This is a genomic window from Limnohabitans sp. INBF003, assembly GCF_055396645.1.
Window position 1 is genome coordinate 2196361 of the sequence record NZ_AP029222.1, and the last position, 14325, is coordinate 2210685.

The following is a 14325-nucleotide window of genomic DNA, read 5'->3' on the forward strand; positions in this document are numbered from 1 at the left end:
ATGGTCTTTTCTTAAAAATACGAAGGTGAAGGAGCCGACTCAGACCAAGGGTATGGTGAGTTGCTCAATGACTCCGGCAGTGTCCGGACGCACGCCACGCCACCACGCGAAAGCCTCGGCTGCCTGTTCGGCCAGCATGCCCACGCCATCGGCCAGGCGCATCACGCCCGCTTGGCTGGCCAGTTTCAGGAAAGGGGTGAGGCCTTTGCCATAGGCCAGCTCGTATGCGAGACAACCCGATGCAAAGGCCGACGCAGACAAAGGGGGCAATTCGGCCGTGAGGCTGGCCGAGGTGGCGTTCAACACCACGTCAAAGCCCTGCCCACCCAGATCGGCATAACCGATGCCCCGAACCGGCACCGAACCGCTTTGGTGTTTGCGAGCCAATTCGACCAATTCTTGGGCCTTGGCCACGGTCCGGTTGACGATCACCAACTCGGCGGGTCCTTGCGCCAAGATGGGCAACAAAGCGCCCCGCGTGGCACCGCCTGCACCCAATATCAACACCCGACGCCCTTGCAAGGGGCAGCCCAGGTTGTGCACCAGATCGCGCACCAAGCCCACGCCGTCAAAGTTTTCGGCATACACCTTGTCACCTTCGAACTTCATGGCATTGACAGCGCCGGCCATCTGCGCACTGGGTGCAAGATCGGTCGCATAGGCAAAGGCATCGAGCTTGAAAGGTGCCGTCACATTCATGCCCCGGCCTCTAGATGCGCGAAACGCGTCCACCACCGCCGCAAAACCACCCAAGGGAGCCAGCAGCTTGGTGTATTCGATGTCTTGGCCTGTCACCTGAGCAAAAGCGGTGTGAATGAGCGGCGACTTGCTCTGCTCAATGGGGTTGCCGATGACGGCATAACGGTCGGTCATGAAAAGGTTCCAGCAAACGAGGCCGCCATCTTATCGCCTCAAGACGCAGACGAGCTGACTGGATGGGATCAGTGGCGTCCCACCAAGCGGTGCACAAAAAATCCCAGCACAGCCACACCCACAGCAGCCAGACTGAAGGCGTAAGGCAGCCAGCCTTGGTCCACGCTCTCGGCCATCAGCAGCACACCACTCGACTGCCCAAAGAAAAGCAGACAAGCAAACAGAGTGACCGCCGTGCCGCGTGATGCCGGGGCCATTTGGGTGGCCTGAACCTGCAGGGTGTTGTGCAACATGTAAAAACCAAAACCTGTTGCAAAACAAGCCAGCATGCCCAGGACCGGCTGGTGCGCCCAGCCCAGCGTGAACAAACCCAAGGCAATGCAGGCTGCGCCGGTTTTGACCAAGCCGCGTTCGCCGCCCAGCCAGCCCAGCCAGCGGCGTGCCAATTGGCTGTAGAGCAAGCCACCCACACCGTAAAGCATCATGACCGAACCGGCCAAAACAACGCTCATGTCAAATTGCTGGTGCAAATGGGTGGGGATGAAGGCCATGGCGCCAAAGACCAATGCACCTTCGATGGCCGTCACGGTGAGCACCTGCCGAACCCGCGCCACACGCAGCATCTGGAAGGTGTTGGCAAAGTATGCGGCGAAACTGGATGAGCCTGCCGCTTGAGCCGGCGTAGTGCGCAACTTGCGCCACAGCATGAAGGCCGCCAAGGTGAAGAGTGCGGACACCACTGCAAACGCCGTGCGCCAGCCAAGGTGTTCTGCCGCAAAGCCACCAAACCACAGCCCGGCCATCATGCCGCTCACGGTGTAACCCATGAGTTTGGCCAGGGTTTCCTGCCTGCGGTCATAGGCGACCTGGTCCCCGATCCAAGCCATGGACAAGGGGATGATGCCCGCCGCTGCCGCACCCATGAAGCCGCGCATGACCACCAGCAAGGTCAGGTCTGACGCCATGCTGGTGATGGCACTGAAGACGGCGCAAGCGAGTACAGCCAAGGAGATGACGCGCAACTTGCCAAAACGGTCACCCAACGGACCGTAAAACAATTGCAGCACGCCATAGGCCACGGCAAAGGCCGAGACCACGCGCGAAGCCTCGCCGGTGGTAACCTGAAACTCCTGCCCCAGCAGCACCAGCATCGGGTCGCACAGGCGCATTGAGGCCATGCTGGCAAAACCCGCCATGCCCATGACGCGCAAGCTGTTGCGCTCGGTTTGCGCTGCGCTCAACTCAGCTGCCTGTCAGCCATTGAGTTGCTGCTCCAGATCGTGCAAGACCTGGTAGCAAGGCAAAACTTGCGCGATGCTGGAATTGGGCTCGCGGCCTTCCTGGATCGCGGCGAAGAACTCGCGGTCCTGCAGCTCAATGCCGTTCATGGACACGGCCACTTGCGACACGTCGATCTTTTCTTCCTTACCGGTGTACAGGTCGTCGTAACGGGCCAGATAGGTACCGGTGTCGCCGATGTAGCGGAAGTAGGTACCCAGAGGGCCGTCGTTGTTGAACGACAGACTCAGCGTGCAAATCGCACCGTTGGCGGCCTTGAGTTGAATGCTCATGTCCATTGCGATGCCCAGTGCGGGGTGGATCGGGCCTTGCACCGCGTTGGCTTTGACGATGGGGCTGCCGCATTGGTAAGCGAACAGGTCCACCGTGTGGGCAGCGTGGTGCCACAGCAGGTGGTCGGTCCAGCTGCGGGCCTGGCCCAGCGCGTTCATGTTGGTGCGGCGGAAGAAGTAGGTCTGCACGTCCATCTGCTGGATGTTGAATTCACCGGCCTTGATCTTGTTGTTCACCCACTGGTGGCTGGGGTTGAAGCGACGGGTGTGGCCCACCATGGCCACCAGGCCGCTTTCCTTTTGCACACGCAGGACTTCCTGGCCTTCCTTGTAGACATCGCACAGCGGGATTTCGACCTGCACATGTTTGCCTGCCTTCAGGCAAGCCAGGGTCTGGCTGGCGTGCATCTGCGTGGGGGTGCACAGGATGACGGCGTCGACTTCTTTCAACGCCAGGGCTTCGTCCAGCTCCGTGCTGGCGTGGGCGATGCCGTATTGGGCTGCAACTTCTTTGGTTTTTTCGATGTCGCGGCTGATCAGCGAGACCACTTCCACGCCGTCGATGTTCTTGATGCCGTCCAGGTGTTTGATGCCAAAGGCACCTGCGCCCGCCAGGGCGACTTTGATGGTTTTGCTCATGGTTTTCTCCTCAGTTCATATGGGGTATTTTGTAGGAGGTCGCCCCTGCGGCCGAATGGTGGTTTAACAACAGCATTCGACCGCAGGGCCGACCTCCTACAGGGAATCAACTGTTTTCCAGAATCACGTGCCCCACCGCCGTGTTGCTGGCAGGTACATGGTAGAAGCGGTGGCGCAACTTGGGTGCAGGGCCAGTGGCTTTTCCGTCATGGATGTCGCTCATCGCGCCACGCGCGATCAGCCACATGACCAGCTCGATGCCTTCGCTGCCCGCTTCGCGTACGTAGTCGATGTGCGGTGTGGCGGCGGCAGCCACTGGGTCGTTGATCAGCTTGTCGAGCCAGGCGTTGTCCCACTCGCGGTTGATCAGGCCCGCACGCGCGCCCTGCAACTGGTGGCTCATGCCACCCGTGCCCCAGATGTGCACATTGATGTCTTCGTCGTAGCTCTCGACCGCCTTGCGAATGGCCTGGCCCAGGTTGAAGCAACGCTGGCCGCTGGGCACGGGGTACTGCACCACGTTGACCGCAAACGGGATCACCGGGCAAGGCCAGGCGTCTTTGACCGGGTCCAGTTCGCCGCACATCAGCGACAAGGGCACCGTGAGGCCGTGGTCTACGTCCATCTTGTTGACGATGGTCAGGTCAAAGTCTTGCTGGATGACCGACTGCGCGATGTGCGAAGCCAGCTCGGGATGGCCTTTGACTTTGGGCACCGGGCGTGGGCCCCAGCCTTCGTCGGCAGGCGTGTATTCAGCGGCCGTGCCAATGGCAAAGGTCGGGATCATGTCCAGGCTGAAGGCCGTGGCGTGGTCGTTGAACACCAGAAAAATCACGTCGGGCTTGTTGTCCTTCATCCACTGTTTGGAGAAGTCGTAGCCTGCGAACAGTGGCTTCCAGTAGTCTTCTTGTGTTTTGCCCAGGTCCATGGCCGCGCCGATGGCGGGCACATGCGAGGTGAAAACGGATGCGGTGATTTTGGCCATGGTTATGCTTTCTTTCCGGCTGCGCCTTGCGGCTGGTTCTGCGCCTGGGCATCGCCGTTTTCGCCGATGTAACGGTTGCCTTCGGCGCTGCGACCGCCTTTGATCATCATGTTGCGGTATTCCTCTTCGGTCATGCCGGTCATGGAGCCCGCCATCTGCTGGAAGCTCTTGCCATCGGTAGCGCCGATCTTGGCGAGGAAATAAATGTTGCCGCCCGTGCGCATGCACCAGTTGAGGTCGCGGGCCAGCACAGCCTGCTTTTGCTCCTCGGTCATCTGCCACTCGTCCAGATAGGCGCGCTCATTGGCCTTGAACCGTTCACGGTTCTCGGCTTTCATGAGTGACATGCAGAACTGGTTGATCCAGTAGCCTTTGCGCGATTGCTCGGCGTCAAAAATGATCGTGCCGGGCACGTCGGTGTAGGGTTTGTCGAGTGCCATGGTTCAGCCTTTCACTTCTTCTGGCCAGTACAAGCGCATCGGATTGTCCACCAGCAGCTTGCGTTGCAGCTCGGCGGTGGGGGCAATGTGCGGGATGAAGTCCACCAGCAGGCCATCGTCGGGCATGTGGTCTTTCAGGTTGGGGTGCGGCCAGTCGGTGCCCCACAGCACGCGGTCGGGGAACTCTTCCACGATGCGCTTGGCGAACGGGATCACGTCCAGATAAGCGTTTTGCTCACCGTTCAACGCCTTGGGGCCGGTGACCGACAAACGCTCCGGGCAAGACACTTTGCTCCAGACGTTTTTGTGCTCGCGCATGAACTTCTGGAACAGCGCAAACTGCGGGCCATCCACCGGCAAAGACACATCAGGGCGACCCATGTGGTCCACCACCACGGTGGTGGGCAGTGCGGTGAAGAAGTCCCACAGCTCGGGCAGGTCCACGGCTTCAAAGTAAATGACCACGTGCCATCCCCACTTGGCGATGCGGCTGGCGATCTCCATCAGCTCGTCTTTGGGCGTGAAGTCCACCAGGCGTTTGACGAAGTTGAAGCGAACACCACGCACACCGGCGTCGTGCATGGCCTGCAGCTCAGTATCGCTCACACTGCGCTTGACCGTGGCCACACCACGCGCCTTGCCGCCGGAGTTGACCAGGGCATCGACCATGGCGCGGTTGTCCGCACCGTGGCAGGTGGCCTGCACCACCACGTTGCGGGCAAAACCCAGGTGGTCGCGCAGCGCGTACAGCTGGTGCTTGGACGCATCGCAAGGTGTGTACTTGCGCTCGGGGGCGTAGGGAAACTCTGCGCCGGGGCCAAACACGTGGCAATGCGCATCCACAGCGCCAGCGGGCACTTTGAAAGTGGGCTTGGCCGGACCGGTGTACCAGTCCATCCAGCCAGCGGTTTTGGTGAAATCACCTGTTGTGGGTTTGGTCATGGTCTTTGCCTCAATCGATGTATTTCAAGCCCGCAGCGGCCAGCGGCTCGCGCATCTTGTACATGTCCAGGCCCAACACGCCCGAGGCGAGCTTGGCACGTTTTTCACCTTCGTTGGCTTCACGCGCTTGCGCGGTGGCCAGTGTCTTGGCGGCGATGGCTTGCGGCACACAAACCACGCCATCGTCATCGGCCACGATCACGTCGCCGGGGTTGACGATCATGCCGGCGCACACCACGGGGATGTTGACCGAACCGACCGTGGCCTTGATCGTGCCCTTGCTGCTGATGGCTTTGCTCCAGACGGGGAAGCCCATCTTGGTCAGCTCTTTCACATCGCGCACACCGGCGTCGATGATCAGGGCGCGGGCACCACGGGCCATGAAGGACGTGGCCAGCAGGTCACCAAAATAACCATCGGTGCATTCGGCGGTGATGGCCGCGACCACGATGTCGCCGGGCTGAATCTGTTCTGCGGCCACATGCATCATCCAGTTGTCGCCGGGGTGCAGCAGCACGGTGACGGCGGTGCCGGACACCTGAGCGCCGGCATAAATCGGGCGCATGTAAGGCTTCATGAGACCGACACGGCCCATGGCTTCGTGCACGGTGGCCGAGCCCAAAGCGGCCAAGCCATCGGTGGCTGCGCGGTCAGCGCGGGTGATGTTGCGGTAAACAACGCCGAGTTCGTACATGGTTTTCTCCTGATTCAATTCAATTTGGCCTTTTTGTAGGAGCCAGCCTGCTGGCGATCAACGCCGGTGGTCCACCGGCTATCGCTTGCAGGCAAGCTCCTACAACAAAGGGGGCAAGGACGATTCGTTGCCTTACTTGCCCTTGGCCGTCAACTGGTCGTCCAGGCGCTTGAACACGCGGCGGGCGTTGCCTTCAAAAACCATGTAACGCTCTTGCTCGTTCAGGTTGGCCGTGGCTTGCACATAGCGCTTGGTGTCGTCGTAGTAGTGGCCAGTTTCGGGGTCGATGCCGCGCACCGCACCGATCATCTCGGACGCGAACAGGATGTTCTTGACCGGGATGACCTTGGTCAGCAGGTCGATGCCCGGCTGGTGGTACACGCAGGTGTCAAAGAAGATGTTGTTCAGCAGGTGCTCGGACAACAAAGGCTTCTTCAGCTCTTGCGCCAGACCGCGGAAACGGCCCCAGTGGTAAGGCACGGCACCACCGCCGTGCGGGATCAAAAACTTCAATGTCGGGAAGTCCTTGAACAGGTCGCTGGTCAAGCACTGCATGAAGGCCGTGGTGTCGGCGTTCAGGTAGTGTGCGCCGGTGGTGTGAAAGCAGCTGTTGCAGCTGGTCGAGACGTGGATCATCGCGGGGATGTCGTACTCGATCATTTTTTCGTAAATGGGGTACCAGGCCTTGTCGGACAAGGGCGGCGAAGTCCAGTGACCACCCGACGGATCGGGGTTCAGGTTGATGCCGACGTTGCCGTATTGCTCCACGCACTTGACCAGCTCGGGGATGCAGGTGGCGGGATCGACACCGGGCGACTGGGGCAGCATGGCCGCAGGCACGAAGTGGTCAGGGAACAATTGCGCCACGCGGAAGCACAGCTCATTGCAAATGGCCGCCCAGGTGGACGACACATTGAAGTCGCCAATGTGATGGGCCATGAAGCTGGCGCGGGGGCTGAAGATGGTGATGTCCGAGCCGCGCTCTTTCATCTTGGCCAGCTGGTTGGTCTCGATGGTCTCGCGCAGTTCGTCGTCGCTGATCTTCAGCTCGGACACTTTGGGCATGGACGCGGGGTCTTTGATGCCCGCGATCTGGCGGTTGCGCCAATCTTCCAGTGCTTTCGGGGCGGTGGTGTAGTGACCGTGCACGTCAATGATCAAGGGGGTCGTTTGGCTCATGTCGGATTTCCTTGGTGGGGCGAATTTCTGTCAGTGATTGTGCAGGCTCGCCCCACGATGGCCCAGCCCCCTCACCATCTACCAGCTAGAACAATTTCGCATAACCAAGCCATGGATATGACAAAATAACGCCAACAGAAAGCCCCACCATGGACCTCAAACAGCTGGAATACTTTGTGCGCGTGGCCGAGCTGGGCAGCTTCACCCGGGCGGCCCAGGCCCTGAACATCGCTCAACCGGCGCTCAGCCGCCAGGTACGCCTACTCGAAGTCGAGCTGCGGCAAAACCTGCTGGTACGCAACGGGCGCGGGGCCACCCCTACCCAGGCCGGGCAGTTGCTGCTGGAGCATGGCCGGGGCATCCTGCATCAGGTCGAACGCGCCCGCGAAGAGCTGGGCCGAGTGCGCAGCGGCCTGACAGGCCGTGTGGCGCTGGGCCTGCCGCCCAGCGTGGCCCGTGTGCTCACGGTGCCATTGACCCGGGCCTTCCGCCTGAAGATGCCCGAAGCCCAACTGTCCATCAGCGAAGGCCTGTCGAGTGCCATGCAGGAAAACCTGCAAAACGGCCGGCTGGACATTGCCGTGCTCTACAACCCCAACCAAGTGCCAGGCATCGAACACACGCCGCTTGTGCAAGAAGAATTGCTGCTGGTGCAACCGCGCCCCCCCGGCCTGCAAGAAGACCCACCTCCGCCGCCCATCACGCTGCAAGAAGTGGCCACGCTGCCCTTGGTGATCCCGACGCGGCCCAATGCAATCCGCATGCATGTCGAGTCGGAAATGGCTTCGATCGGTTGCCGCCCGCAGATTGCGCTGGAGATCGACGGTGTAAGTGCCATCCTGGATTTGGTGGCGGACGGCGCGGGCTATGCCATCTTGTCGCGCAACGCGGTCATGCGCTCGGTGCGGCCATCGGCGTTTGCAGTGCGGCAAGTGTCCGAACCCACGTTGACCATCCCATTGACGACAGCCATCAGCTCACTGCGCCCCACCACCCTCACCCAGCAAGCCACCTTGGCTTTGATCGCGGAAGTCGCTCAGGAGTGGTTGGCGCCTCAATGAGCGTTCACAGCGGCATGCTCACAACGGGTGGTGCTGCAAGACCCAAAGCAAGCCACTGAGCGTGAAGAAAGACACCACCGTGGTCACCAGCAAAGCAGCCGCGCTGATGGCACCGTGGCCGTGGCGCTGACTCAAGATGGTGTAAATGCCCAGCATGGGCAAGGCCCCGGTGAGCAATGCGGCCGAGCGCAAAGCCGGGTCGGCAATGGGCACCAGCCACACCAGAACACCCCACATGAGCAAGGGGTGCAAAAACAATTTGCCCACCACAATTTGCGTGACCGGCCCCTTGAGACCCTCGGCCTTCAGGCCCACCAACGAGCCCCCAATCACGAACAGGGACAAGGCTGCACTGGCCTGCGCAAACAGATTGACGGTGCGGCCCAGCGGTGCGGGCATGGTCCAACCTGAAAGGGAAAACAAAAACCCGCCCACAATGCCCCAGATCATCGGGTTCCTGGCCAGGTTCTTGAGGGTTTGCCACAGCACCTGTTTCCACTGCCCGGGCTGACCACCCTGCACATCGGCCACGGCCAGCAGAAATGGAATCATCAACAGGTTTTCGACCACCATGTTGAGCGCCAAGGCCACGCCCGCCACCGGACCGAAGGTCAACAGCATGATCGGGTAACCCACAAAACCGCTGTTGGGGCAAGACATGCCCATGGCCATCATGCTGCTGTAACTCAGGCTGTGGCCTTGCACCTTGCGGGCCCAGAACAGCCCACCCAAAATAACCGCCATGGAGCCCAGCGCATAAGCCAGCAGGTACTGGGCGTTCAGAATCTCACCGATGCTGCGCTGCGACAGCGCGTTGAACAGCAAGGCCGGCAAAGCCAGGTTGATGGTGAATTTGCCAAACACCTGCATGTCGGCCTTGGCAAACACCCCTTGGCGGGTGGCCAGATAGCCCAGCGCAATGGCCAGATAAATGGGGCCGGTGATGCCCAGAATGTCGATTGCAGAATTCATGTCGCTCGCATCATTGTTTGGGAATACCGGCTTTTTGAATGACATCGCTCCAGCGGACGGTGTCCGCCTCCAGCAAACGCCTCAGTTGCTCGGGGCTGCTGTGTTTGGCGGTGACGTTCAGATCGGCCAATCGTTTTTTCACATCGGGGTGGTTCAGTGCCTTTTGCGCTTCCAGATTGAGACGGGCAATGACCGCAGCAGGTGTCCGCGCAGGAGCCGCCAAAGCGTTCCAGGAGGTCACATTGAAGTGGCTCAGACCCGCCTGACTGCTGACCAAACCCACACCAGGCAGGTCGGCAGGCCGGGTATCGCCCATCACCGCCAGTGCGCGCACAGCCTTGGCCTGGATCTGGGGCTTCATCGGGCCCAGAATTTCAACCGCTGCATCGATCTGTCCACCCCGCAAAGCGTTGATGACAGCAGGGGTGCCGTTGTAGGGGACAACTTGCGCAATGAGGTTGGCCTGAGACCGAAACAACTCGGCGGCCAGATGCTGGGTGCTGCCGATGTTGATGGTGCCCAGGTTCAGCTGACCGGGATGGGTCCGCCCCCAAGCCAATAAATCAGAGAGGCTTTTGTAGGGTGACGACTCAGGCACCAATACGGCCAGATCGAATTGCCCCAGCAAGGACACCGGGGCCAGATCACGCTGCGGATCAAACGGCAATTTCTTGAACAAGCCCGCGCTCACGGCAGTGCCGTTGGACATGAGGAACAGGGTGTAACCATCAGGCTCGGCTTTGACCACCGTCTCAGCCGCCGAAATGCCGCCAGCCCCCGGCTTGTTCTCGATCACGATGGGCTGCCCCAGCCCTTCGCCCATCTTTTGGGCCACGGTCCGCGCCGTGAGGTCGGCCACACCGCCTGCGCCAAAAGGCACGACGATGCGGATTGGCTTTGACGGGAAATCGGTCTGGGCCTGAGAGAGGCTGCTCACCATGCAAAGCGCAGCGCTCAGCAACTGAAGCAGGAAACGGCAAGGCATCGTCATGGCAAAGTTCCAAAGCAGTGGATCAAAGCCTTATTGTGATTCAAGCCGGGTCACCGCCGCCCCGGCTTGCGCTCTATCAGTTAGCGAAAAAATCGATACCGTGGGGCTCAAATGTCCAGCACCAACCTGGCGGTCTGGCTGCGTGAACAACACACCATCATGCAATCGCCTTTTTCCTGTTCCTCAGGTGTCAAGTACATGTCCCAATGGTCGGGTTGGCCCGCAACGACCTTGGTCAGGCAGGTGCCGCAAATGCCTTCAGAGCAAGAGAAAGGCACATCGTGCCCGGCGTCTTGCAGCACCTTGAGGATGGACTGGTCTTTGGTGACTTGCAGGGTCTGGCCGCTTTTTTGCAGCTGCACTTCAAACGTGCCGTCCGCTGCGATCGGGGTCCGGGTCAGATCAGGGGTGTTCATGCGGAGGCTCCGTGGGTGTTTTCTTCGGCAAGCAAACGGTCAATGATGCGACGCGACTGCACGCCCCCTGCGTCAATGTTGAGCATCAGGAGCTTGCGCTCAGGCCATTTGGTGATGTTGGCTTGCTGCAATTGCAGCATCTCCATGTCTTCATTGAAGATGCCGCCCTGGCCCGTGCGTATCTTGTCGGTCAGCGTCGCGTCTTCGGGCTTGAACTGACGCGCCATGCCCCAGTGGTACCAGTGCGAGGTTTCGGTCTCGGGCGTGATGAAGTCCACCACCACGCTGTAGGCCTTGTGCTCGGGTGCGGCGTCAAAGCCGCCTTTGCCCGCCAGCGCCACGCCCACGTCGATCATGATGTGGCTGGGTGGCGAAAAGCGGCAAATCTGCCAGCGGTCCACCTTGGCCTGCGGGTCCAGGCCGTTTGCGCTCATGGCCATTTGCCAGAACGGTGGCGCTTGAATACCTTCCATGTGACGCTGCAAGATGACTTTGTCGCCTTCCACCGTGGTGGTGCACGGCGTCTCGTCGATCTCGGGCTGGCCAATGCTGTTGGCGTGCACATAGGTCTCGTGCGTCAGGTCCATCAGGTTGTCGATCATCAGGCGGTAATCGGCCTTGACGTGGTACAGCCCACCGCCATAAGCCCAGGCCGGGTTGTCAAAGAATTCAAACACCGGCATCTGCGCCTCGTCGACCTTGGACTGGTCGCCGGGCCAGACCCAGACAAAGCCGTAGCGCTCGACCACAGCAAACGCCTTGACGGCCGGAAAGCCGCGCACGCGCTGGCCGGGCATGTGCACCGTCTTGCCTTCACAGCCCATTTCAAGCCCGTGGTAGCCACAGACCAGCTTGCCGTTGCAGACCTTGCCCAGCGACAAGGGTGCGCCACGGTGCGGACAGAAGTCTTCGACCGCTGCGACCTTGCCGTCCGGGCCTTTGAAAAACGCCATTTGCTCGTTGCAAACCGTGCGGCCCAGGGGCTTGTCGCCCAGGGCATTCAGTTCGTCCAGCGAGCAGGCCACATACCAGGTGTTTTTAATGAACATGTTTCACCTCTTTCGTCGTTCAAATCACAGCTTGCGGGCCACGCCCAGCAGGCGGTCCAGCAATTCGGGGTCTTGTTGCAAAGTGGCGGCATCGCTGGCGTGCACCACGTTGCCGTGGTCCAGCACCACCGCAAGGTGGCTGATCTTCAGGATGGCTTGCGGGTGCTGCTCCACGATGATGGCCGACAGGCCCTCTTCGCGGGTGATGCGGGCAATGGCACGCAGCAACTCTTCCACAATGATCGGGGCCAGGCCTTCGAGCGGCTCGTCAAGCAAGAGCAAACGCGGGTTGAGCACCAGCGCCCGGCCCACGGCCAGCATCTGCTGCTCGCCACCCGACAGCTGCGTACCCAGGTTGGTCTTGCGCTCGGCCAAGCGCGGAAACATCTCGTACACACGCTCGGGCGTCCAGGGGCGGCTGCCCCGGGTGTGGCGTCCGGGCCGTTCGACTGCGGTCAGGTTTTCGTGCACGGTGAGCGATTTGAAAATGTTGCGCTCTTGCGGCACCCAGCCGATGCCCGCCGCCGCCCGCTCGTGCGAGGGCAAGGTGTGCAGCGGCTGGCCGCCCAAAAAGATTTGCCCGCCGTGCTGACGCGTGGCCCCGGCCAATGTGTCCATGAGCGTGGTCTTGCCGGTGCCGTTGCGGCCCAGCAGCGCCAGGGTTTCACCCTCGCCCAGCGAGAAGCTGATGTCGTTCAGCACCACGGCTTCGCCGTAACCGGCGCTCAGGTTTTCAAGCTTCAACAATTCAGCCATAGGCCACCTCCTCGCCATGCCCCAAGTACACCGCCTTGACCTGCGGGTCGGCCGCGATCGCTTCGGGTGTGCCTTCGGTCAGCACCGCGCCATTGACCAGCACCGTGATGCAGTCGGCAAATTCAAACACCAGGTCCATGTCGTGCTCGATCAGCAAGACCGAGACTTCGGCGGGCAGCGCCGCCACAGTCTGCAAGAGTTCTTCGCGCTCGCCAGCAGGCACACCCGCCACCGGCTCGTCCAGCAGCAGCACCTTGGGCTCGCAGGCCAGCGCAATCGCCATCTCCAGCAAACGGCGTTTGCCATAGGCCAAATGCTCGGTGCGCTGGTGCATGACTTCGGTCAGACGGAACAACGCCAGCAAGGCTTCGCAGCGCTCGACCACGGCTTGGTCTTGACCCAACACCGACCACCAGCGGCCACCCAGGCCGCGCTGCTGCGAGACCACCATGGCCAATGTTTGCAAAGGCGTCATGCTGGCAAACAGCTGATTGATCTGGAAGGTGCGCACCATGCCCCGGCGCACCCGCTGGTGTGGCGCGAGCTGGCTGATGTCTTGCCCCAGCAGTTCGATGCGCCCGGCTGTGGGCGACAGCACGCCGGTCAGCAGGTTGATCAGCGTGGTTTTGCCCGCACCGTTGGGGCCGATCAAGGCATGGCGTGCGCCCAAGCGCAATTCAAGATTCACGTTGTCGGTGGCGGTGATGCCGCCGAATTGTTTGACAAGGCCCTGGGCTTTCAAAACAACAGGTGGGTTCATGGATGCGTTCATTGCGCACCGCCTTTCTCATCCGCAGCGCGGCCAAACCACAGCCAGGGGCGGATCAGGCGTTCGCGCCCGACCATGACCAACACCACCAAAAACAGGCCGATCCAGAAGGTCCAGTACTGCGGCGTGATGCCCGAGATCACGTCGTGCATGAGCTTGAACACCACCGCACCGACCACCCCGCCATAGAGCCAGCCCACACCACCGATGACCAGCATCAGCATCACGTCGGCCGAGCGCTCCAATGCGAACACATCCAGCGAGGCAAAGCCGGTGGTCTGCGCCATGAGCGACCCTGCGGCCCCGGCCAAAGCGGCCGCGACGGTGTACACCACGGCCAGGCGGTTGTGCACCGGAATGCCGATCGCCATGGCGCGCAGCGGGTTGTCGCGCACCGCCATCAACGTGGCCCCCCAGGGTGAATGCACAAAGCGCCGCGCCAGCACAAACAGCGCCAGCAAGACGGTGAGCGAATACCAGGCGGCCGTCTGCCCATACAAATCAAACTCAAAACGGCCCAGCACCGGACCCATCATCACGCCCTGCAAGCCGTCCGAGCCGCCCGTCAGCCAGTCCAGCTTGTTGGCCAGCTCCATCAATATCAAGGCCATGCCCAGCGTGACCATCAGGCGGGTCAGGTCGGTGCCGCGCAGGATGGTGAGCGAACACAGCGCACCCAAAGCCGTGGCACATGCCGTGCCCACCAACAAGCCGAGCAGAGGATCGGGCGTGATGTGCTTGGCAAACAGCGCCGCAGCATAGGCACCAAAGCCCAAAAACGCCGCATGGCCCAGCGACACGATGCCGGTGTAGCCCAGCACCAAGTCGAGCGAGACCGCGAACAAGGCGACGATGGCCACCTCGTTGACGATCAACGCGTGACCGGGCAACGCAAAAGGCAAGACAAAGGCCACCAGCCAAACCAGTGGTTCCCAGCCCCGCACGCGGGCTGCAGACAAAAGTTGTTGACGTGCGTTCATGCGAATGT

Annotated in this window: 16 protein-coding genes; 1 reads left to right on the top strand and 15 read right to left on the bottom strand. The window is 61.1% G+C overall.

From position 1 onward, the window contains the following. Positions 1 to 39 precede the first annotated feature (39 nt). The 8 genes from aroE to ACZ5VE_RS09970 form a co-directional block, all read right to left on the bottom strand. A complete protein-coding gene (gene aroE / locus ACZ5VE_RS09935) occupies positions 40 to 873 on the bottom strand; it encodes a shikimate dehydrogenase (protein ID WP_464455020.1) in 834 nt (277 codons plus the stop codon). Positions 874 to 941: 68 nt separating this feature from the next. Then, the gene (locus ACZ5VE_RS09940) at positions 942 to 2114 is read right to left on the bottom strand and encodes an MFS transporter (protein ID WP_464455021.1); all 1173 of its coding nucleotides are present in this window, start codon (positions 2112 to 2114) and stop codon (positions 942 to 944) included. A gap of 12 nt (positions 2115 to 2126) precedes the next feature. Continuing rightward, positions 2127 to 3083, bottom strand: coding sequence for a Gfo/Idh/MocA family oxidoreductase (locus ACZ5VE_RS09945; protein WP_464455022.1), 957 nt, complete (start codon positions 3081 to 3083; stop codon positions 2127 to 2129). 106 nt (positions 3084 to 3189) lie between these two features. Then, positions 3190 to 4068 (bottom strand): class III extradiol dioxygenase subunit beta, encoded by an 879-nt coding sequence (locus ACZ5VE_RS09950; protein ID WP_464455023.1) that lies wholly within the window; start codon positions 4066 to 4068, stop codon positions 3190 to 3192. A gap of 2 nt (positions 4069 to 4070) precedes the next feature. After that, positions 4071 to 4508 carry a protocatechuate 4,5-dioxygenase subunit alpha gene (ligA, locus tag ACZ5VE_RS09955; RefSeq protein WP_464455024.1) on the bottom strand — a complete coding sequence of 146 codons (438 nt, stop codon included), beginning with the start codon at positions 4506 to 4508 and terminating at the stop codon, positions 4071 to 4073. Positions 4509 to 4511: 3 nt separating this feature from the next. Beyond that, on the bottom strand, positions 4512 to 5450 hold the full coding sequence (locus ACZ5VE_RS09960; RefSeq protein WP_464455025.1) for an amidohydrolase family protein: 939 nt from the start codon (positions 5448 to 5450) through the stop codon (positions 4512 to 4514). 10 nt (positions 5451 to 5460) lie between these two features. Beyond that, complete coding sequence (ligK, locus tag ACZ5VE_RS09965) at positions 5461 to 6144, bottom strand: 4-carboxy-4-hydroxy-2-oxoadipate aldolase/oxaloacetate decarboxylase (RefSeq protein WP_464455026.1); 684 nt, start codon at positions 6142 to 6144, stop codon at positions 5461 to 5463. Between the two features lie 132 nt (positions 6145 to 6276). Next, a complete protein-coding gene (locus tag ACZ5VE_RS09970) occupies positions 6277 to 7305 on the bottom strand; it encodes an amidohydrolase family protein (RefSeq protein ID WP_464457471.1) in 1029 nt (342 codons plus the stop codon). A gap of 167 nt (positions 7306 to 7472) precedes the next feature. Between ACZ5VE_RS09970 and ACZ5VE_RS09975 the strand changes: the two genes are divergently transcribed. Then, a complete protein-coding gene (locus tag ACZ5VE_RS09975) occupies positions 7473 to 8384 on the top strand; it encodes a LysR substrate-binding domain-containing protein (RefSeq protein ID WP_464455027.1) in 912 nt (303 codons plus the stop codon). Between the two features lie 18 nt (positions 8385 to 8402). Here ACZ5VE_RS09975 and ACZ5VE_RS09980 read toward each other — a convergent pair whose 3' ends face one another. From ACZ5VE_RS09980 to ACZ5VE_RS10010, 7 genes are all read right to left on the bottom strand, one after another. Then, positions 8403 to 9356 carry an AEC family transporter gene (locus tag ACZ5VE_RS09980; RefSeq protein WP_464455028.1) on the bottom strand — a complete coding sequence of 318 codons (954 nt, stop codon included), beginning with the start codon at positions 9354 to 9356 and terminating at the stop codon, positions 8403 to 8405. Positions 9357 to 9366: 10 nt separating this feature from the next. Then, complete coding sequence (locus ACZ5VE_RS09985; RefSeq protein ID WP_464455029.1) at positions 9367 to 10347, bottom strand: Bug family tripartite tricarboxylate transporter substrate binding protein; 981 nt, start codon at positions 10345 to 10347, stop codon at positions 9367 to 9369. 107 nt (positions 10348 to 10454) lie between these two features. Further along, positions 10455 to 10763: a 2Fe-2S iron-sulfur cluster-binding protein gene (locus ACZ5VE_RS09990; RefSeq protein ID WP_464455030.1), complete on the bottom strand. Its 309-nt coding sequence runs from the start codon at positions 10761 to 10763 to the stop codon at positions 10455 to 10457. Then, positions 10760 to 11812, bottom strand: a complete 1053-nt coding sequence (locus ACZ5VE_RS09995; protein ID WP_464455031.1) for a Rieske 2Fe-2S domain-containing protein — start codon at positions 11810 to 11812, stop codon at positions 10760 to 10762. The genes ACZ5VE_RS09990 and ACZ5VE_RS09995 overlap by 4 nt, the downstream gene beginning before the upstream one ends. 24 nt (positions 11813 to 11836) lie before the next feature. Further along, a complete protein-coding gene (locus tag ACZ5VE_RS10000; RefSeq protein ID WP_464455032.1) occupies positions 11837 to 12568 on the bottom strand; it encodes an ABC transporter ATP-binding protein in 732 nt (243 codons plus the stop codon). Next, positions 12561 to 13328 (bottom strand): ABC transporter ATP-binding protein, encoded by a 768-nt coding sequence (locus ACZ5VE_RS10005; RefSeq protein WP_464455033.1) that lies wholly within the window; start codon positions 13326 to 13328, stop codon positions 12561 to 12563. The genes ACZ5VE_RS10000 and ACZ5VE_RS10005 overlap by 8 nt, the downstream gene beginning before the upstream one ends. Positions 13329 to 13336: 8 nt before the next feature. Continuing rightward, complete coding sequence (locus tag ACZ5VE_RS10010; protein WP_464455034.1) at positions 13337 to 14317, bottom strand: branched-chain amino acid ABC transporter permease; 981 nt, start codon at positions 14315 to 14317, stop codon at positions 13337 to 13339. Between the last annotated feature and the right edge of the window lie 8 nt (positions 14318 to 14325).

Excerpts from the sequence above, each read along its gene's own strand:
- aroE (WP_464455020.1), bottom strand. The coding sequence starts at position 873 with ATGACCGACCGTTATGCCGTCATCGGCAACCCCATTGAGCAGAGCAAG.
- ACZ5VE_RS09945 (WP_464455022.1), bottom strand. The coding sequence starts at position 3,083 with ATGAGCAAAACCATCAAAGTCGCCCTGGCGGGCGCAGGTGCCTTTGGC.
- ACZ5VE_RS09950 (WP_464455023.1), bottom strand. The coding sequence starts at position 4,068 with ATGGCCAAAATCACCGCATCCGTTTTCACCTCGCATGTGCCCGCCATC.
- ligA (WP_464455024.1), bottom strand. The coding sequence starts at position 4,508 with ATGGCACTCGACAAACCCTACACCGACGTGCCCGGCACGATCATTTTT.
- ACZ5VE_RS09960 (WP_464455025.1), bottom strand. The coding sequence starts at position 5,450 with ATGACCAAACCCACAACAGGTGATTTCACCAAAACCGCTGGCTGGATG.
- ligK (WP_464455026.1), bottom strand. The coding sequence starts at position 6,144 with ATGTACGAACTCGGCGTTGTTTACCGCAACATCACCCGCGCTGACCGC.
- ACZ5VE_RS09975 (WP_464455027.1), top strand. The coding sequence starts at position 7,473 with ATGGACCTCAAACAGCTGGAATACTTTGTGCGCGTGGCCGAGCTGGGC.
- ACZ5VE_RS09980 (WP_464455028.1), bottom strand. The coding sequence starts at position 9,356 with ATGAATTCTGCAATCGACATTCTGGGCATCACCGGCCCCATTTATCTG.
- ACZ5VE_RS09985 (WP_464455029.1), bottom strand. The coding sequence starts at position 10,347 with ATGACGATGCCTTGCCGTTTCCTGCTTCAGTTGCTGAGCGCTGCGCTT.
- ACZ5VE_RS09990 (WP_464455030.1), bottom strand. The coding sequence starts at position 10,763 with ATGAACACCCCTGATCTGACCCGGACCCCGATCGCAGCGGACGGCACG.
- ACZ5VE_RS09995 (WP_464455031.1), bottom strand. The coding sequence starts at position 11,812 with ATGTTCATTAAAAACACCTGGTATGTGGCCTGCTCGCTGGACGAACTG.
- ACZ5VE_RS10000 (WP_464455032.1), bottom strand. The coding sequence starts at position 12,568 with ATGGCTGAATTGTTGAAGCTTGAAAACCTGAGCGCCGGTTACGGCGAA.
- ACZ5VE_RS10005 (WP_464455033.1), bottom strand. The coding sequence starts at position 13,328 with ATGAACCCACCTGTTGTTTTGAAAGCCCAGGGCCTTGTCAAACAATTC.
- ACZ5VE_RS10010 (WP_464455034.1), bottom strand. The coding sequence starts at position 14,317 with ATGAACGCACGTCAACAACTTTTGTCTGCAGCCCGCGTGCGGGGCTGG.